Origin of the sequence: Mesopusillimonas faecipullorum, assembly GCF_020539505.1 — a bacterium.
Lineage (GTDB): Bacteria > Pseudomonadota > Gammaproteobacteria > Burkholderiales > Burkholderiaceae_B > Mesopusillimonas > Mesopusillimonas faecipullorum.
The window spans coordinates 106,834-125,634 of sequence record NZ_JACDXW010000001.1 but is presented as its reverse complement, the minus strand read 5'-3'; the positions used below and the strand labels follow the sequence as shown (position 1 = coordinate 125,634).

Here is an 18,801-nt window from a genome sequence, read left to right as displayed (position 1 = left end):
TGGCCGTGTTATCGGCTTAATCTCTGGCGGCGGCAATAATCGCCTCAGCCAGGCGCGCCGGCGCCGTGAACATCACTTCGTGGCTGCCCGAAAGCTGGACCAGTCTGTGCAGCCCCAGGCGGCTGGACATGCGAGGGTGCCAGCCATACTCACCCGGCGGTAAGGCGATGTCTTCAGTGCAGTTGATATAGCTGCGCGGCATGGTCAGGGTATAGAATTTTTTCAGGTCGAGTTTGTCTACGAAAGGTTGATAGGGTTCGGAAGACAAGGAATCGTAGACCTGTTGGGCCAACTCAAGATCGGCATCATTGATGAAGGCTTCACGCCAGACCTGGAAAGGCAGCATGATGGTGTTGTCGGTGCTGGCCCCCGCAATTTGGTCGAACAGCGCTTGATAATGCGGTGGGGTGGCGTCGTTAAGCGATTCGCCGTCGTTCAAGACAAAGGCGTTCCAGTAAACCAGGCGGCGTATGCGTTCGGGAACAGCCTCGGCCACCTTTGAAATAATGGTGCCGCCATAGCTGTGGCCCAGCAGCACGAAATCGCTCAGATTATTGGCTGTGATGTAATCGACGATAGAGCGGGTGCAGTCGGCATGATTGACGTTTTTATCGACGTTCTTGCCATGGCCGGCAACGGTGGGGGTGTGCACTTCGTAACCTGCCTTGCGCAGGTGATCGGCGACGGGTTGCCAGTGTTCGCCGGTGTGCCAAGAACCATGAATCAAGACAATTTTCATTACTACGCTCCTCTGTTTATGAATATAGGGTTTGAATTTCCTTCACATGGTCGGCCAGATTCCTGAGGGCCGTCTATCGGTTTTGCGCGTTGTCTGACGAAAAAGCGTCATATAGATAAAATAAATCTCTCGCCTTCGGGGGACGATAAGAAAAAAGGAGGGGGTAGACAAATGGGCCAAGCGGTTTCTTCTGTGTTTTCCACTACGCCTTTCGATCAGCACCGTCTGATAGACACCGGCGATCTCGAAGAAGCACGGTTGCGCACCAGCTTGGTGCTCGATCCGCATCGCTTACGCCTGACATCACCGGGCCAGAAGATACGCAATCAGCTCGATGTGCTGTCTTGTGGCAGGCTTTCGTTATTGCGCTTAACTTGGGGCGCGGGTGTCAGCGTCGACCCCGATGGGCTCAGCGACTACTACCTGCTGGTGCTCCCGGTAAAAGGGCAAGCTTCGTTTTATTTCGATGGAGCCACGCTTGACGTCACTCCGCGCACGGCTTTCATCATCAGTCCTGGGCGACGCTTTCACTTTACGGCGGGCGAAGATTACGAGCAGGTGTTGTTGCGGCTAGATGCTCAAGCGGTCCATGATGCCTGGTGTCGTTTAACCGGGCATGATCAAGCACCCCCCATTTGCTTCGAGGCTGTCATGCCGGCACATGCCGTAGGCTGGCAAGCGCTGGCGCCCATGTTGCAATGGGTTTCCCGCTGTGCAGGGCAAGGGGCAAGCCAGCTGGCCGGCTATGCGGCATTACTGGCCCAAACCGAGATACTGGTAGCTACCACTTTGCTGCTGCATCAGCCGCACAATATGGCACCGCATTTATGGCCGGCCCCACCCCCTCGGGCTCCGTCTGCGGTGCGGATGGCGCAAACGTATCTGCTCGATAATCTGGGTGAAGATCTACCCGTTGCCCGCGTGGCGGCGCATTGCGGCTTATCTGTGCGGCGTTTGCAGGCTTTGTTTCGGGATGAATGCGGTCAGTCGCCGTTGCAGTGGCTGCGTCAACAACGTCTCGAGGCTGTGCGGCAGTCATTGCTGCTGCAGGGCCGACGAGCCAAAGTAGGCGAAACCGCGATGCGTTTCGGTTTTTCGCATCTGGGGGATTTCTCGAAGGCCTACCGTCAGGCCTTCGGCGAGACGCCTCAGCAGACGCGCGACAACTGAGCTTGCCGCGCGTACATAGGCTTAATTAACGGGCGGTGTGTAGTGGCTGTTCGTATGATGAAAGAACGCCGTCCACATATAGTTTAGGTATTGCTGCCAATTGCTCGAAAGGCTGTGCCCATCTTTAGGGAAGGCATAGAGCATATAGGGGTTGCTACCGGTTGCTGTGTTTTGCAGCGTGGCAGCGTACTTGTAGCTATGTGCGGGCATGACGCGCCCGTCCGTTTTGCCGGTAAAAACATAGGTGGGCGGGTAGCTCTGTGGCTTGACATTATGCAAGGGCGAAAACTTCATCAGGTTTTCGAATTCAGCCTGTTGGGTCGTCGCGCCGTAGTCTCCATGCCACCCTAGACCTGACGAAAATAGATCGTAGCGTACGAGATCCAACACGCCCACAGTGGGGAACACAACAGAGAATAAGTCGGGGCGTTGTAGCCCTAGCACGGCGGTGCTCAGCCCCCCATTGGATTCGCCCTGCAGGGCTAGCTTGCCAGGCTGTGTCAGGCCGGTATGGATCAGGTGTTCGGCCGCTGCCGCGATGTCGTCATAGGTGTTTTGCTTGTTCAGTAATCGCCCGGCATCATGCCAGGCCATACCGAACTCACCCCCACCACGCACCTGCGCAATCGCGTATATCCCACCGCTTTCCAGCAGCGGAATCAGCTTCTCTTGAAAAGATGGGGTCATAGGCGCGAAAAAACCGCCATACACGTAAATTAGAGTGGGCGCATCGCCCTTGGGCTCCAAGCCTTTCTTGTGCGCGACGTAGATGGGGAACTGAGTGCCATCTTTGCTGGTAGCGATTAGGCGCCGCATTTCGTATTGTGTAGGGTCAAAACCCTCGTAAAACCGTGTGGCGCCGCGCACCGTAACTTGTGTAGTGGGGTTGTAGGTGAAAGAAATAGTCGGTTGTGCCAGCGAAGAAAAGTAAAACTGCAGCAGTGTTTGCTCGTCTGTCTTCAGGCAATCCATATAAACAACGGCGCCGGTTGAGGGCAATGCGATTTCATGCCTGCCGCTCTTATCATAATGAAAGAGCTTGCTGCTACCCGATACCAAGTGCTCGGCATAGTAATCCGATCCGCAATTCTGAATTTGATTGACGTATTCAGTGGTGCCTGGTGGGCTGTTAGGTAAAATTTCGCGCCAGTTCTGGGGGGCGGGGTTCTTAGGGTCGAACTCCACCAAACGGCTCAGTCCTGCCCCGTGCGAAGTGAGGGCCAGAAGCTTGCTAGGGTCTTCGGAGCTTGGGCCTACGAGGCCCAGTGTGTGATTTTGCTCGCGCAAATCTAGAATGAACTGGCCGCTTTTTTCAGCTTGAGCCAAGTCTACCCGCCCGATGGCGCCATAAAAGTCAGTAGCCAGGCTATAGTAAAGATACCCTTCGTGTACGGCATCCGGTGCGAGTGAATCGTATTGTCCGGCCTGAAACCACGTCTGTGCACTTGCGCCGTTATACGGCTGATAATGCAGTGCTTGGTAGGTGATGGGAGAAACGTGGGGGTTGGATGTATGGCGTGGTTGCGAGTAAGTGACGCCTTGTTCAAGTAGAGTAAAGGCCCCGGCAACCACATTCTGTATTTTCAGGAAAGGGCCATCTTGGGGGCGTTCGAGATTAATGAGGTGTACTTCGGCTAGGTCTGCGTAATTGCGTACCATCGCGTAGGCCAACACCTTACCGTCGTCCGATACCTGGTGCCCTTGCAGCTCAATGTGGTCGTCCGGCTCTATGCGAAAGTCGTCGGCGTTTATTAATGCCTGGGCGTTTTGCACATCTTGCGCACTATCGGCGACATAGATGACGTTGTCTACCGAAACGAACTCGGTCGCGGTTGTGGGGCGCAAGAAATCATGGCCCTGCCGTTGTTGCTGGACCTGATAATAAAACTTACCGTCTTTGCCTTCAACGCCTTGAATATGCTGTTGTTTGTTTTGCTGCACGCTCCTGCTTTTGGCCGTGCTGACAGTCGGGCTGAAAAAGGAGGCCATGCGTTTAGAGAGCGCGGCGTAGTCTGGCATGGCGGTGATGTGCGAGGCCGTCAGCCGGCTTTGCGCGTTAACCCAATCATCGGTTTCGGCGCTTTCTATGTCTTCCAACCAGCGATAGGGGTCGACCACTGCGCGACCGAAGTAAACGTCGCTGTCAGTGCCGCTGCGAGTGGTGGGGTAGCTGGGCTTGGGAGGCTCGGGAGTGGGCTGCTCGGAGTCGTCGGAGCTATTGCATGCAGCTAGGGTAAGCATGGCAGTCAGTGCCACTGATAAACGCAAGAAAACCATGGTTTTTCCTTAGTAATTCGCTGGATAATAGCACCGTTTTGCCTTGGTTTTGGGCATTGCTGTGGGCTATGGCTGCAATCAGCTTATCCAAGATGAAACGCAGCTGGCCATGATGGCCATGCTGATGCTGACTTCCAAAGGTATGGCGGGTGTACCGCGTGCTTCCTTGGTAGTCATAGCGGCCACGTTGTCGCAGTTCGGTATTCCAGAAGCGGGTTTGTTGCTGATCATGGGTGTAGATCAGTTTCTCGATATGGGTCGCTCGGCCACTAATGCGGTGGGTAATGGTATTGCCTCGGCAGTGGTGGCCAAGTGGGAGGGGGGATTGCAAACTCCCCAAGACCAGGCCCAGGCCTCTACAACGCATGATTCGGGTTCGGGGCAAGGTGCCCGCCCTGAGACGGCCTCTCGCCCTGCAGCCGAGGGTTGATGACATGAGCACGGGGTTTCAAATCTGGCAGAGCAAAGTGGCTGGCTTGATGCTTGGGCTGGCCTGCTTGCTTATGACAACAGGGCTGAACGTATCCCACGCGCAAACCATGGATGCGCCTCAGTTGTTGGCGCAGAGTCAAGAAGCAAAGCCGGTAGAAGTCTTGACCGGTAGCTTGCTTCGTATCCACCAAACGGCAACCGTAAAAGTGGGTTATCGCGAAGATGCTTTGCCCTTTTCTTTTGTACCCAAAGCCTGGCGCCGTCCTGTGGGCTACAGCATAGATATATGCAAGAACCTGATAGAAGCGGTTGCTCGCCGACTAGATAAGCCCTTGAATACGCAGTGGGTGCCTGTTACGGCGGAAAATCGCTTTGAAGCCTTGGTGCAGGGCCGTATAGACCTAGAGTGCGGTGCTTCTTCCGATACAGCCCAGCGGCGCCAATGGGTGTCTTTCTCTAGCCCGATTTTCTTTACCGGCGCGCGGCTGATGATCAGCCGCCAGGCGGATCTGCGGTCGGTGGATCAACTGGCCGGCAAGCGCGTTGGTGTGGTGGCAGGCACCACTGCACAACAAGCGCTGGCGCAGTGGTTGGAGAAAAGGGGGGCACGTGCCACGTTGCTGGCTTTCGATAATTACCCCTCAGGCTTCGAGGCACTCGAAATCGGGGCAGTGCAAGCCTTGTTGGGCGATGAGGTGCTTCTGTACGCCTTGTTGGCTGAACAGGACAAACGCGATCAATATCGCTTGGTGGGCCCGTGGGTTTCTTACGACGTTTACGGTATTGCCTTTGCACACGACGATAGCGCTATGCGTGCACTTGTTGATGCCGAGTTGTCGCGTATGGCCGCCAGTCGCGAGCTGGAACGCCTGTATGTACGCTGGTTTCAACGTCGGTTGCCAGATGGTCAGACACTGGATCTTCCCATGAACCCCACTTTGCGAGCGGTCATGGACATGCTCGCCAAGCGTACCGGTGCCAGGTAACGGCAGCGGTTCAGGGTGCAAGAGGTGCCAGACGCCAAAGACTGGTGGTTTCCTTGCTGCGTGCCGCGTACAAGGGGTCGTCGGTGTTTTGCGCTTTGCCGTGAACAGGCTGGGTGTCCCGTTTTTCGATAACAGTCAAGCCTGCTGCGTGGATGGTCTGCCGCAGCCATTCGGGTTCGCGTAAACCCAGATGTTCGGCCAGATCAGACATCAGCAACCAAACCTCGCCCCCAGGCTGCAAATGGGCTGTCACCTTAGCCAAGAAACCCTGCAACATGCGGTGCCCAGGATCGTATACGGCCTGTTCGATCTGACTGGTGGGTTTGGCAGGTAGCCAAGGTGGGTTGCAAACGATAAGGTCGGCCTTGCCCTCAGGAAAGAGATCGCGAGCCAGTAATTCGACTCTATCGGTGTAGTGCAGGCGCGCAAGATTCTCTTGGGCGGCTTGCAGCGCGCGCGGGTTGATGTCGGTGGCCACCACGCGAGGCACGCCTCTTTGCAACAGCAAGGCAGTTAACACACCGCTACCGGTACCGATATCAAAAGCCAGTTGCGTATGCGCAGGCAAGGGGGCCTGCATCAGCAGCGGCAGGTATTCACCGCGTATAGGTGAATACACCCCATGCGGCACATGAATGCGCTCAGCTAAACCAGCCACCTCGACGCCTTTCTTCTGCCATTCCCAAGCGCCTATATAACCTTGCAGAGCGCGTAAGGGAATCAGCTCGGCATCGCCCAGCGGCGTAAAGGCAGCTGCGCAGGCTTGTGACACGTCGGGCGCTCGACGCAGCGGTATAGCAAGGTCTGCCTGAAGAGGGATAAGCAAGCGATTCAGGATTTGTGCACGCTGCGAAAGCTGCAACCTATGCTGGTGAAAACGTTCAGCCGGGGCGGGTTCAGTTTCTTGGGGCTTGCGTTTTTGTCTGCGCTCGACTCGTGTGGCCAGGGCTTTCAGAAGTTGTCGCGCGTTGTGAAAGTCACCGCGCCAAAGCAGGGCGGTGCCTTGGCTGATCAGACGATAGGCCTCGTCGGCCTTGATGGTGTCGTCCGCCGCCTGAATGCGCTTGGGCGCAGCGCCGTGTAAATCGGCTCGCCAGAGGGCGCGGTGGGCGTCTTCACCCTCATTCCATGCTAACTCTACAGCGGCGGGAGAGCCGGACAACCTTGAGTCTAGGGTGTTCATGGGGTCTCCGGCGTGCGTTTTCGCACAAAGCAGTAAATGAGGGCCAATAGCAGGAACCATGCCGGTGTGATCATGAGCGCTACGGCGGTATCGGGTTTTTGCGTCAGCGACCATAGTACAAAAATAAAGAAGGCCAGCACCATGACCACAGCGGGCAGGCCTCCGGGCATTTTGAAACGCGAGGCCTGATGCAAGGCCGGCCGCTTGCGCCGATACTGCACATAGCTAAGCAAAATGATGGACCACACGAATAGAAACAGCAGTGCGGAAATCGTTGTGACGACGGTAAAGGCTTCGATAATGCTTTTACCGGCATACAGCAGCGCGACCCCGGACAGTAAAAATACGCAGGAGAAAAACAAGGCATTAACGGGTACCTGGCGCTTGTTCAGCTTGCCCAGCAAGCGCGGCGCCAGCGCGCTGTCGGCCAAGCCGAATATCATGCGCGAGGTTGAGTAAATGCCCGAATTGGCGCTGGAGGCCGCGGACGTCAGCACGACGAAATTGACTGCATGAGCGGCGATACCCAGACCCGCCAACGAGAACATGGCAACAAAAGGGCTGACCTCGGGGTTGATTTGATCCCAAGGCGTTACCGTCATGATGACGAACAAAGCCCCTAGATAGAACACCACAATACGAATCGGGATGGAGTTGATGGCCCGGGGAAGATTGCGTTCGGGGTCTTTTGCCTCGGCGGCTGCCGTGCCTACTAACTCTATGCCAACAAAGGCAAACACGGCGATCTGGAATCCGGCAACAAATCCCCACCATCCATTCGGAAAGAATCCGCCATGCGACCACAAATGGCTGATGGACGCCTGCGTGCCACTGGGGGTTTCGAATCGGGTGATGAGCATATAGGCGCCCACACCAATCAGGGCGGCAATGGCAATCAGCTTGATCAAGGCGAACCAGAACTCAATTTCGCCAAAGTTGCGTACGGTGGGCAGGTTCAACACCAACAGCAGCAAAATCAGCCCGAGTGCCGGTATCCAGGGGGCGAGCTCGGGTAGCCAGAATGAGACATAGCCTGCTACGGCCACGACATCGGCCACACCGGTAACGATCCAGCATAGCCAGTATGTCCAGCCCGTAAAAAACTGCGCCCAGGGGCCGAGCAGGTCGCCGGCGACGTCGGCAAAAGAACGGTATTCCAGGTTGGACAACAGCAGTTCGCCCAAGGCCCGCATCACAAAAAACAGCATGCCGCCAATGATGGCATACACCAACAATATGGAAGGGCCCGCGAGCGAGATGGTTTTGCCGGCGCCCATGAATAGCCCGGTGCCGATGGCACCACCTATGGCTATCAGCTGTAAGTGTCGGTTGGCGAGATTGCGTGCTAGGTGGGGGTGGGCCTGCTGGGTTGAAGAGGTGGGGTCTGCTGCGGGGGTCATGGAAAATTCGGTTCAGTCGACGGGCGCGCGCGTCGGGGCGGGAGGTCGAGTTTACCGTAGCAGGCGGCAGCCGTTATTGACTGACATGCAGGTGCATGCGCGCCAGCACTTCGTAGTAAGAGCCAGTTTCACCAGGAGTCGAGGCCACCAGCACGCATTGTTCGGGCAGCCAAGTCAACGGAGCTGGGGCGGACAAGGCCGCTGTTTGATTGGTGGAGGCTTTGCGCAACAAGGACACATGGGGGCGAAATGCCGTGTCGGGCCGCTGCCACCCCATGGCTTCCAGACGCATCCACAAATCGTCGTGTAGCGCCTGCAGCCAGGCCTGTGCATGGGTGTCTTGGGCGCCAGGGCCGGCCCATACTACGCGTGGGCCCTGAAAACAGCCAAAACGTTCTAGTGTGATGGCCCGAGCCTGTGCCGTCCACTCAGCTGCGGCACTTTGCAAAGCGATGACCTTCTCGGCAGAGGTGTTGCCCAGGAACGCCAGGGTGAGATGCAAGGTTTCGGGCCGCATGATACGGCCCCCGCAGGCCTGGTGAGCGATGTTGGCCCACTGCATGATACGAGCGGCGTCGGCGGCGGCAGGCCACAGCGCAAAAAATAAGCGCCTGCTGACCGGGCCTGGGGCAATATCGTCATTCATATTATGTGTCCAAGCTGACGCCGCATCGTGGCTGCCCCAAATTACTTCATGGTGGCCAGCATGTCCGCAGTAATGGCTTTCAAGTTGCCCAGTCCGCCACCAATCACATACCAGCCGTTGGGGTCCGCATAATAAACGCGGCCTTGTTTGTAAGCTTGAGTCTGGCTCAATTCGGGGTGCTTGGCCAGGGTGTTGGCTGCGGTTTTCTCACCGCCGTTGATCGCGCCACGATCAAGGACGATCAACCAGTCGGGCTCGGCCTGGGCAATAGCGGCAATCGTTTGGGCCCTGGCTGCCGCAGCTGCCTTGGCGGCTTCCGAACCAGGCTCGGCGCGAGGTGCGGCAACGGCGTCAGGAGCTTTGGCGGGCAACACCGACTTCAAGCCGGCCAGCTCGTAGGCATACCCAAAGCGATCACCCGGTACGTGCGCCATGACATTGCCGTTGATGGCAAACAAAAAGGCGCCGGTTTTGCCTTGGTTGGCAGCATGCAAAGCCTTAAGGTCTTCATCGATGGCTTGAATGGCTTGTTCTTCTTTTTGGAATGCTTTGGCCAGGGCCATATTGTTGCTGCGGAAGCTTTCCATAAATGCGCGTGGGTCGGCGTTAAGGCTGGCGCTGGGAGCAATCTTGTTGAGCTCTTGCAAGGCCTTTTGCGAACGCCCACCAGCGAAGATCAGTTGGGGTGAAAGCTTTTCAAGAGCAGGGTAATCGGGCTCGAACAGCGTGCCTACTTTTGCCGCTTGATTGTATTTTTCGAGGCTGCCGGCATAAGTCGACTTAGGTACGCCCGCTACCTCAATGCCAAGCTCATTCAAGCTATCTAGCACGGCCAGGTCAAAACTGGCGATGGTGCTGGGCGATTGATCGAGGGTAAGGGTGCCACCATCGTGTACCAATTCGAAAGCCATGACGGGCATTGTCAGGGCTAGGGCAGTACAAAGACCGAGCAAGCGGCTTGTTCGTTTCATGTTTTTCAGCTTCTTGAGAATAATAAAGATTCTCATTATATGTATTTTGCGGCCCGTGTTTCTGTGGGCCGCAAGAAAACATAGCTCAAGCGTGCTGCGGGCGGCTTGAGGCTTAATCGTCCAGTGTTTCGTGTACACCCGAGGCGCCGTGCTTCCAGTAGCTTGAGGCGCGTATGCGGCGCTTGCCGATTTGGTGCTGATTCACCATGACTTCGCGCACTGCTCTGGCCACTGCGGATTCCGCAGCCGCCCATACATAACCTTCACCGGTCGGAAAGGTCAGCTTCTTGGCCGCCTCTGGCAACAGGGTACTGGCACCTGGCTGAGCGCCATTGCGGTGCAGCCATTGCAAATCCAGCTTGGCCTTGCTTTGCAGAGGGATTTCATTGGCAGCTTGCGGTACTTCAATACGCACGATGGCGTGAGTGTCAGCGGGCAGTTCTTCCAGGCGGCGGCTTATGGCGGGCAGAGCCGTCTCGTCGCCGATCAGCACGTGCCAGTCAAAAGCCGTGGGTACGACGAACGAGCCACGTGGGCCGCCTATGACCAAAGTTTGCCCCGGCTGTACTTGCGCCGCCCATTCAGATGCGGGGCCATCGCCATGCAGAACGAACTCGATTTCCAACTCTCGGGCCTGAGCATTGAAGCGGCGAGGGGTGTAGTCGCGCGCCTGCGGGCGGGGCTGATCTTCGGGAAAAGCGAGGCCGTTGGGGCCCAAGGCAGGCAAGGGCACAGGGGTGGCTGGTTGTTCGGAGAAAAACACCTTGATGTGGTCATCGAAGGAGGCGGAAACGAAATCTTGTAGATCATCGCCGGTCAGCGTTACGCGGACCAACAAATCGGCAATGCGCTCAACCTTCGCTACCGTAAGCTGACGTATTTTCAGTTCGTGGCGTACACGTTCAACGTTCAGTTCTGGTCGACTCATAGTGTGGATTTCCTATTCTTTGGTGGCGGGTGAGGTTGACCCGCCTGGGTTTTCATCAAGCGCAGCTATAGACTTGACGGTTTGTTGCAGTATGGCTATCAGCCTACGTTGGGTGGCGGGCGTAGCGTCGGTGTGCTTCATCAATGCCATACGCAGCGCTCGCCGCATGTCGACAAGCTCGGGTAGCCAACCTGTTGCCAAGTCTTCGCCTTCCGGGCCTAGCTCGCGGGGCTGGCCGTCCATGGCTTGCCGCAACCAGGCCATACGTTTAGAGGCGTGCTGCAAACGTTTGAACAGCAGTTGCGCCCGCGTGTGCTGGGTACGCAGATGTTCGGTGCCGGCGGTAGTGAGTTCATATCGCTTTTTGGCGCCTTCGCGGGAACAGGCCACCCAACCCGATGTTTCTAGATGCCCAAGCGCCGGATACACCACGCCCGGACTGGGCTTGTAGTAACCGTTGCTGAGCTCATCCAGCGCTTTGATCAGGTCGTAGCCATGACTACCTTGTTTTTCAAGCAGAGCCAATAGCATGAGCTGCAGATCTTCAGCCCCCACCTTGCGACCACGCATTAAATGCCTGCCTTCGTCACCCGCAAAAGCCGACTCGGGAAGGATGGAAAGCGTGTGGGGGCGAGGAGGGAAAGGTAAGCGAAAGTGCATTTTTTTAGATCGTAAGATGTATCGTACGATATATTCGGCGAAATTGAGGGCGGTGTCAAGGGCAACTTTACTTTCCTGCGGGCTTGAACGAGGGCAGTATCTGGTAATACTTAGTCGGCCCTGAAATATTCATTTCAAGCCTGAGAGAGCCTGCCAGCACCAAAGGTCAGCCGGTTGGCCAGGGTTGATCGGCCATCAGCAGCCCAAGAGCGCATGCCCATCACAGCGGCCAGCCAAGAACGCCCCTGCGTGCTGGCCTGCTGCAGGCACAACAAAATGGTTGTGAGGAAGGTAACCCCCTTCCTGGCGATCATGCGCAGCAGCCACTTGATGTTGTAGCCGGCCGCGCACAGCACCGCGTGCAGGCGGTCACCCGTTTCGCCCTTGAGGTGGCAGCGATCCATGCGGTGATCGGCCTTGAGGTGTCCGATGATGGGTTCAATAGCCTGGCGCCGCCTGAGCAGCTTTCTTTCCTGCTCACTGATCCGCTTGGCCTTGCCCCGGTGCACGATGTGCACATCCGGGTTGTCCGCATCCACCCCCCGGTAGCCCAGATCGACAAAGGCTGTCGCTGGTTTTGCATCGCTGTCCTGCATCAGGATCGTGGCCTGCTCCAGCTGTTCGCGCAGTGTGTGACCGTCGTACGGGTTGCCGTGGAAGGCCCGGGCGCCCACGATCAGGTTGCCTTTGAGCGTGCTGGCAATGCCCACCTTCACGCCGAACTCGTAGGGCTGCTTGGCCTTGCCTTTGCTGATGCAGTCCACCTCCGGGGCATGCCAGGCGTACAGCTTGGGCTGTCCATCCACCGCCTTGCGCTGGCCGCTCTGGGCCACGATGCGCGCGGCCTTGCTCAATGTCTGGGCGAGCGCTTGGCGCACGGCTTGCCCGATGGCGCTGGCCCCAGTGGCGATCTTCCTCTCGATCTCGCGCTGCAGCCGCCCGACGATGGTGCGCTGGCGCTTGATGGCGCGGCGCATGCGCTTGAACTGGCGCGCGTGGGCATAGCGCCCGGCCTTGCGGCCCAGCTCCTTGCCTTCCTTGGCAAAGGTCTGCTTCAAGTCGATGCCGGCACCCTTGGCTGCTTCGACCAGCTTGACCCTGGCTGTCTCCAGCAGGCGGCTGTCGGTGGGGTGCGCAATCGCCTTGTGCTGCACCGTGCTGTCCACGATCACGCGGGTCAGCTCCTGCGGCTTGATCAGCTTGATCTCAAGCGCCACGTTGATCGTCTGTGCCAGAAGTTCTTCCACGCCTTCTTCGCCGAGCAACTGGCGGAACTTGACCAGGGTGGTGGCGTCGCAGGGACGCTGGTGTTCAAAGTACGCCTGGCCTGAGAAGAACTGCCAGGTCGGCGTCTCGCCCCAGCGGTCAACGACACCTTCATCGGACTCGTTGAACGCGTGCTTGAGGTACAGCAGCGAGACCATGATGCGCAGCGCCACGCGCGGGCGCCCGGCCTTGCTGGCCGCAGCCTTGCGCTGGGGCTTCTCGCCGAACAAATCCAGATCGGGCATGGCCTGCCCGGCGTGGGCCTTGCGCACCAGCAGGTGGGCCACCCGCGCCTCGATCTCCTGCCAGGGCATGCGCGAAGACAGCACCGCCAGCGGATGGCGCAGATCGATCATCTGGTCGATGCGCGAGCGGAAGAAATCGTCGGTGGCGGGGCAGGTGAACATCACGGCACGAAACTCCCAGAAATCAAGGCGGATGCGCTATCAGAACGGGAGAAATTATACGCCGGAATGAAGAAAATATCCAGCAAAATCAATGGCTTACGAATAAATCAGGGGCGACTACTTAAGTTACGCATTAAACTGAGTCATGCGATGTATGTAGTAACCAGCCCTAACGATGCCCTTCGTCTAATCACATGAACCTTGAGCGCGACGCGCCTTTTCTCGATTTTCTGCGGATGCTGCGCTGTGCCGCTGCTGTAGCCCGATACGGGGGGGCTATGCATGCCGCTGAAGCTATATATTTATCGCAGCCAGTGATTACTCGAGCAGTCAAAGATCTTGAAAAAGCTTTGGGTGTTTCGCTGTTTGATCGCGGCGCACGAGGAATGTCGGCCACAACTCCAGGTCAGCTGGTCTTTCGAAGAGTCGAGGCGTTTTTATCGCAACTTGAGCAAGGCGCGAAAGAAGCCCGTGTTCTAGGAGAGCCTGACAAAAAAATACTGAATTCCGCCCGGTACTTCGCCGCTCGTGTGTCGCCCACAAGCTTGCATGCGATAACCGCGGTTGCCGTGTGTGGAAGTGAAGTGCGTGCGGCTGAACACCTTAACGTTACACAGCCCGCAGTGCACCGCAGACTGGAAGAGTTGCAGCGTCTTGCAGGCGTTTGTCTCTTTCATAAGTCAAGCCGTGGAACGCGTTTGACACCGGCTGGGGAGGCTCTTTTACGTCGTGTCAAACTCTCGTTTGCGGAGTTGCGTGCCTTGCGCTCTGACTTGGCCGCTTGGCGTGGGGAGGTGCGTGGTGAACTGGTCATCGGCACCTTGCCTTTATCGATATCGCTTTTTTTACCTAGGGCCGTAGATAATATTTTACTTGCGCATCCAGAACTGGATATTCGTGTCATTGATGGAACCTATGAGGTTCTGGTCGAGCAACTCCTGCGCGCTGATATTGACATTCTGCTGGGCGCATTGCGCTTTCCTCCCCCCGACGGCGTGCAGCAGAAAGTGTTGTTAGAAGACTCACTGGCAGTAGTGGCTCACAGCGGACATGAGATTTTTGGCTTGCCCAATCCTGTCTTGGCAGACCTTCTGAAATATCAGTGGGTGTTGCCGCTTGCAAATTCGCCTGCCGAAACTGTGTTGCATCAGGTTTTTGCCGATGCGGGCCTACCACCTCCTGTTGGACGTTTGCGTGCAGGTAGCTCAGCCTTGACTCGCTCGCTTACCGTCCAGACCGGGCGACTCGCTTTGGCGTCACAAGGCGAGGCTCAGTTGGGAGAGACGGCGCTGCTGAGCATCGTGCAGGTTCCCCTTCCACAAACAGTCCGGCGCATCGGTATGGCATGGAGAGCGGAAGGTGACCCTGCGGCAGACCTGAGCCGCCTTCTTGATGAATTGACCAAGACATATGGCGGCGTGGCGTCAGCGAAAGTGAATGAACTGAAATAAAAGCGGAAGCGGGTTAGCAATGACAAGGCAGTCCATGCGGGCTGCTGCCTTGTCATTGAAGCTCATATCAGCCTTGAGTGGGCTTAGCTTTTGGGCTCTGGTATGGGTTGATCATGAGTCACGACGACATGATGCGTCTCACGTGCTCTGGGGTGAATCCAGAGGTGATACGCCGGCCTGGTGTCGGCGGTCATGTGTTGTAGTTCCACATTGGTTGTTTTACCAGCCTTGTTGTGCAAGGCGTAAACAACAAAGGGGAGCAAGAGAATAATGATATAACTGACGACCAGCAGACCAACATAGATGTCGGTGGCTTCTTTACCTGGTAACGAGCTGGGAGGTACGAAGGAAACCAAAAAGGCCAAAATAGAAATAGCGAGCCCAATAAAGGCGATTATGACCTTGAATGTCGTGCCTCCTGGAATGTTATAAGCTCTCTTTTTTTCAGGCTGTTTACGAATCAAGTGAATATAGGCTAAAAACAGCAGGATATACCCCGTAAGGTAAATCACCACGGTTAAAGCCAAAGCAATCAGGAACGAAAGGTTGCTGCCGCCTCCGGTATTGGTCAATACAATCAACGCAATGCTTGTAAGAGTAAGTTGGCAGAATACCAGCGCAACGGGTACGCCATTTTTATTTACTTTAGCCAGCTTTTGCGGGAGGATGCCTTTTTGGGCGGTAACGAGCATGCCGCGCGAAGGCCCTACAATCCAAGCGGCAATCTCAGCCAATACCCCTAATAGCAGCAGGGCTGAAATAACTCTCGCAATCCACGTTAAGCCGCTGCCAAAATGGTTTAGCAAGGCATCGAAGGCTTGCATAACACCTGCGGAGAGGTTGATTTCGTTGTGAGGGATAACGGAAGCAACGGATAAACCACCAATTGAGCTAAGACCAATGGCGCAAATCATTAACAGAAACATGGCCCTTGGGTAGTCGCGCCCTGGGTTGCTCATTTCATTAACATGGGTGGCGGAGGCTTCTACACCCATATAGCTGAGGATAAAGGCAACGAATACGACTAAGGTGCCAATTTTGGTGAAATCGGGAAAGAAACTTGCTGCGCTAATTTCTATTTGCAGTGGAGCGCCGCTAGTAAGGTAGGCAATGGCTAAACCCACCAAAACCAGAGCTGGCAATAGTATCCCTGCAAAAAAACCGACTTTGGCAAGGCGCGCCGTGTATTTCGTGCCACCCAGCTGAGTGAGCGCCAAGAGCCATAAAATAATAAGCGCTGCAATGGTTTTGGTAACTGGGTCGGTATTCAGCGCTGGCCAGTTAAGGATGAACGACAGAGCGCCCAGTACAAAGTAAAGCATGGGAATAAAGCCGACAGCGATCTGCAGATAAGCAAATGAAATAGCGGCAAAGCCCCAGCGCTCTCCAAGCGTATTTGAGACCCATGCAAAAATACCACCTTCTTCCCAGCCTTCTACTGTGGCCATTTCTGCTGAGCACAAACCAACAGGAATAAACCATAAAAGCCCTCCCAGCAATAAAAAGAACACAAGGCTGAAGCCTGACGTTGCGAAGGTGGGGTATTCGTAAACGGCCATTACCATCGAAGCAGTAATGGCAAAAAATCCGAGCATGCTAAGTTGCCGAACCGCTGGCTTGCCTGTAGTGTTTGACATGGTCTTTTCCCTTACCCACTCATGGCTGCAAGGCGCTATACGGGTCAGGTGGATATCTACCTGACCCGTATAGCGATTAATGAAGAAGTAGACGGGAGCGTCTCTTAATGATGAAAGCCTCCGGCCTCTTCCTGATCAAGCGGCACTGAGGCCGGGCGAGCAGCGAAATAATCTATGCAGCGGCGGAAGTCGTCGAGTAGCAAGGACGCCAGGTCACGGGTGACACCATGGCGTACCAGGATGCGCTGAACCACCAAGTCTTCGCGGTTGGCCGGCATCGAGTAGGCAGGAACTTGCCAGCCGCGCGAGCGCAGCCGATCGGCCAAGTCATAAAGACTGAAACCAGGATTCACGCCGTCCTTGATTTTCCAGCACATCGCTGGGATCCCTTTGCTGGCATTGCCGTCGAACAAGATCTCGAATGGACCCAGCTTGGCGATCTCGGTTGCAAGGTAGGCGGCAGTGTCATAGCACGCGCTCTGGATACGACGGTAACCCTCTTTGCCCAAGCGCAGAAAGTTATAGTATTGCGCCACGATCTGACCACCAGGGCGCGAGAAGTTCAGCGCGAAGGTCGGCATATTGCCACCCAGGTAGTTCACGTTGAAGATCAATTCTTCAGGCAGATGCGCGGCATCGCGCCAAATGACCCAACCCACTCCCAACGGCGCAAGCCCAAATTTATGGCCGGATGTGTTGATCGATACGACGCGTGGCAGGCGGAAATCCCACTCGAGATCAGGTGCGCAAAAGGGAGCCAGAAAACCGCCGCTCGCCCCGTCAACGTGAATGGGAATGTCCAGACCGGTGTCTTTCTGCAATTTATCTAGTGCGTCGTGCACTGCCTTGACCGGTTCATACTCGCAAGTGAAGGTCACCCCCAACGTTGGCACTACGCCAATCGTGTTTTCATCGACGCGCTTCAATACCTCTTCGGGGCTCATGATAAGCCGCCCGTTCTCCATTGGAATTTCGCGCAACTCGACATCGAAGTAGCGGGCGAATTTGTGCCAGCAAATCTGTACCGGGCCACAAATAAGGTTCGGCTTGTCGGTTGAGAGCCCAGCTGCTTTCCGCTTTTTACGCCAAGCCCATTTCAGCGCGAGACCGCCCAGCATGGCCGCTTCGGAAGAACCTGTGGTCGAGCACCCCATGGTATTGGCGGCATCTGGCGAGTTCCAAAGATCGGCCAGCATGTGTACGCAGCGTGCTTCGATTTCGGCGGTTTGCGGATACTCGTCCTTATCGATCATGTTTTTGTCGATCGATTCGTCCATCAGCTTGTGTATTTCCTCGTCGACCCAAGTCTGGCAGAACGTGGCTAGGTTCTGACGAGAATTGCCATCCAGCATCAGCTCATCGTGGACCGCTTGGTAAGCGTGCCGAGGTTCGCGTTCTTGGTCCGGGATTTTGTACTTGGGTATGGCTACTGAGAGATCAGTAGCAGCATAGATGTCATCGAGCAGATCGTTGCGTATGTCGTCTTTGGCATGTAGCGGCATAAAAATTCCTTTTTAATAACAAGGCAACACAAGGCTTACGATATTCACCATCGAGTCGTAATTCCTGAACAGTCCCGTGAATCGTCGACTTCGGAAAGCCACCGCTGCTAGCCGGAATTCAGGCGAGTAGACGATTTCAGCATTTAAGGGGGTATAAAAGCGCTTTTTGATATCGCGATCTGGTGATCTGACCAGAAAAAGGTCATTTGCACAAAAATTTGATATCAAAAAATGTTCAATCTGATGAAAGACTTGAGAGTATCAGGCAATCACAAGCAAGATCAAGTGAAGTTTCGATGATGGGACTTTGAATGGTATTTTTATATGACCGGTGTTTTTCTCAAAACGTCTTTTTAATTTCATGGTGTTCAGTTTCAATCTGCGGGTGACTGAACCAAGTGGTACCAATTTCCTTCCGGGTCGCGGAAATCCACTAATTTAATGCCTATGTTTTGAGTGGCTTAGGCTGGTAATCCCCCATTTTTAATGATTAATCAAAGGGGTGCTTTGCTGTACTGCGAGTATGCCCATTTCCTAGTTGATTTTCCAAGGGTTGCTAGCCAGCCCTGCCGCAAGCTGGCTAGCAACCCCGCAGAATCGTGAAGCTGGTCGGGGCACGGCAAGCGCACGCCGACAGGAAGAAGATAGGCGCTACATCACTAAACGTAGTGCCTTGTTTTGACTGGAATATATGGTGGAGCGGAGGAGGATCGAACTCCCGACCTTCGCATTGCGAACGCGACGCTCTCCCAGCTGAGCTACCGCCCCAAAAGACGGAAAAATTATATCAGCGGTGTGGCGTCTCCGGCAGGAATCGAACCTGCAATCTTCCCTTCTTACCACTACGGCTTTCGCCGCCCCCACAGGGTTTGTGGTCTGGACTCTATCTTGACCATGTCGCTTAAGCGACAGCAGGTCGCGCCTGTCGAGTCTCTACACGTGCTCGCCATATAAGGCGGGATTCGCTCGGTATTGCCTCGCCTCAGGGGCAGGGGTTTCACCGAATTTAAGCGCATTCACATCGGGGCTTTCGCGCCCGGGTGCCCAATTTTTTAGGAGGGGAAAGTTATATCCATTTAACTACGGAGACACTTTTGTTCTGCAAGGCCCGCAGGCGACCGCTAACTGAGCGTGTCCGTTGCTGCC

At 55.7% G+C, this 18,801-nt stretch carries 13 protein-coding genes, 1 tRNA gene and 2 pseudogenes; 4 read left to right on the top strand and 12 right to left on the bottom strand.

Annotated elements, in window-relative coordinates:
* Positions 1 to 16: 16 nt before the first annotated feature.
* The gene (locus tag H0484_RS00565; RefSeq protein WP_226952479.1) at positions 17 to 739 is read right to left on the bottom strand and encodes an alpha/beta fold hydrolase; all 723 of its coding nucleotides are present in this window, start codon (positions 737 to 739) and stop codon (positions 17 to 19) included.
* Positions 740 to 910: 171 nt separating this feature from the next.
* On the opposite strand from H0484_RS00565, the gene H0484_RS00560 reads away from it, so the two are divergent.
* Positions 911 to 1,909: an AraC family transcriptional regulator gene (locus H0484_RS00560; protein WP_226952478.1), complete on the top strand. Its 999-nt coding sequence runs from the start codon at positions 911 to 913 to the stop codon at positions 1,907 to 1,909.
* Between the two features lie 21 nt (positions 1,910 to 1,930).
* On the opposite strand, the gene H0484_RS00555 is transcribed toward H0484_RS00560, so the two are convergent.
* The gene (locus H0484_RS00555) at positions 1,931 to 4,150 is read right to left on the bottom strand and encodes a prolyl oligopeptidase family serine peptidase (protein WP_226952477.1); all 2,220 of its coding nucleotides are present in this window, start codon (positions 4,148 to 4,150) and stop codon (positions 1,931 to 1,933) included.
* 82 nt (positions 4,151 to 4,232) lie between these two features.
* Between H0484_RS00555 and H0484_RS00550 the strand changes: the two are divergent.
* Positions 4,233 to 4,616: pseudogene (locus tag H0484_RS00550) on the top strand (dicarboxylate/amino acid:cation symporter); the annotation flags it as partial.
* A 4-nt stretch (positions 4,617 to 4,620) separates the two neighbouring features.
* A complete protein-coding gene (locus H0484_RS00545; protein WP_226952476.1) occupies positions 4,621 to 5,604 on the top strand; it encodes an amino acid ABC transporter substrate-binding protein in 984 nt (327 codons plus the stop codon).
* A gap of 10 nt (positions 5,605 to 5,614) precedes the next feature.
* Here the strand turns inward: H0484_RS00545 and H0484_RS00540 are convergent, their stop codons facing one another.
* The 7 genes and pseudogenes from H0484_RS00540 to H0484_RS00510 all read right to left on the bottom strand — a co-directional run.
* A complete protein-coding gene (locus H0484_RS00540; protein ID WP_226952475.1) occupies positions 5,615 to 6,787 on the bottom strand; it encodes a methyltransferase in 1,173 nt (390 codons plus the stop codon).
* Positions 6,784 to 8,187, bottom strand: a complete 1,404-nt coding sequence (locus tag H0484_RS00535) for an amino acid permease (RefSeq protein WP_226952474.1) — start codon at positions 8,185 to 8,187, stop codon at positions 6,784 to 6,786. Before H0484_RS00535 ends, H0484_RS00540 begins: the two co-directional genes overlap by 4 nt.
* A 73-nt stretch (positions 8,188 to 8,260) precedes the next feature.
* A complete protein-coding gene (gene thpR / locus H0484_RS00530; RefSeq protein ID WP_226952473.1) occupies positions 8,261 to 8,833 on the bottom strand; it encodes an RNA 2',3'-cyclic phosphodiesterase in 573 nt (190 codons plus the stop codon).
* Between the two features lie 41 nt (positions 8,834 to 8,874).
* Positions 8,875 to 9,744 carry an ABC transporter substrate-binding protein gene (locus tag H0484_RS00525; protein ID WP_226952472.1) on the bottom strand — a complete coding sequence of 290 codons (870 nt, stop codon included), beginning with the start codon at positions 9,742 to 9,744 and terminating at the stop codon, positions 8,875 to 8,877.
* A gap of 172 nt (positions 9,745 to 9,916) precedes the next feature.
* Positions 9,917 to 10,732, bottom strand: a complete 816-nt coding sequence (locus tag H0484_RS00520; RefSeq protein WP_226952471.1) for a siderophore-interacting protein — start codon at positions 10,730 to 10,732, stop codon at positions 9,917 to 9,919.
* A 12-nt stretch (positions 10,733 to 10,744) separates the two neighbouring features.
* Positions 10,745 to 11,392 (bottom strand): PadR family transcriptional regulator, encoded by a 648-nt coding sequence (locus tag H0484_RS00515; protein WP_226952470.1) that lies wholly within the window; start codon positions 11,390 to 11,392, stop codon positions 10,745 to 10,747.
* 251 nt (positions 11,393 to 11,643) lie between these two features.
* Positions 11,644 to 13,065, bottom strand: a pseudogene (locus H0484_RS00510) (IS5 family transposase); the annotation flags it as partial.
* A gap of 194 nt (positions 13,066 to 13,259) precedes the next feature.
* Between H0484_RS00510 and H0484_RS00505 the strand changes: the two are divergent.
* Positions 13,260 to 14,516, top strand: a complete 1,257-nt coding sequence (locus H0484_RS00505) for a LysR family transcriptional regulator (RefSeq protein ID WP_226952469.1) — start codon at positions 13,260 to 13,262, stop codon at positions 14,514 to 14,516.
* 83 nt (positions 14,517 to 14,599) lie between these two features.
* Here H0484_RS00505 and gadC read toward each other — a convergent pair whose 3' ends face one another.
* The 3 genes from gadC to H0484_RS00490 form a co-directional block, all read right to left on the bottom strand.
* Positions 14,600 to 16,153 (bottom strand): glutamate:gamma-aminobutyrate antiporter, encoded by a 1,554-nt coding sequence (gene gadC / locus H0484_RS00500; RefSeq protein ID WP_226952468.1) that lies wholly within the window; start codon positions 16,151 to 16,153, stop codon positions 14,600 to 14,602.
* A gap of 104 nt (positions 16,154 to 16,257) precedes the next feature.
* Complete coding sequence (locus H0484_RS00495; RefSeq protein ID WP_226952467.1) at positions 16,258 to 17,655, bottom strand: glutamate decarboxylase; 1,398 nt, start codon at positions 17,653 to 17,655, stop codon at positions 16,258 to 16,260.
* Between the two features lie 692 nt (positions 17,656 to 18,347).
* A tRNA-Ala gene (locus H0484_RS00490) sits at positions 18,348 to 18,423 on the bottom strand.
* Positions 18,424 to 18,801 lie beyond the last annotated feature (378 nt).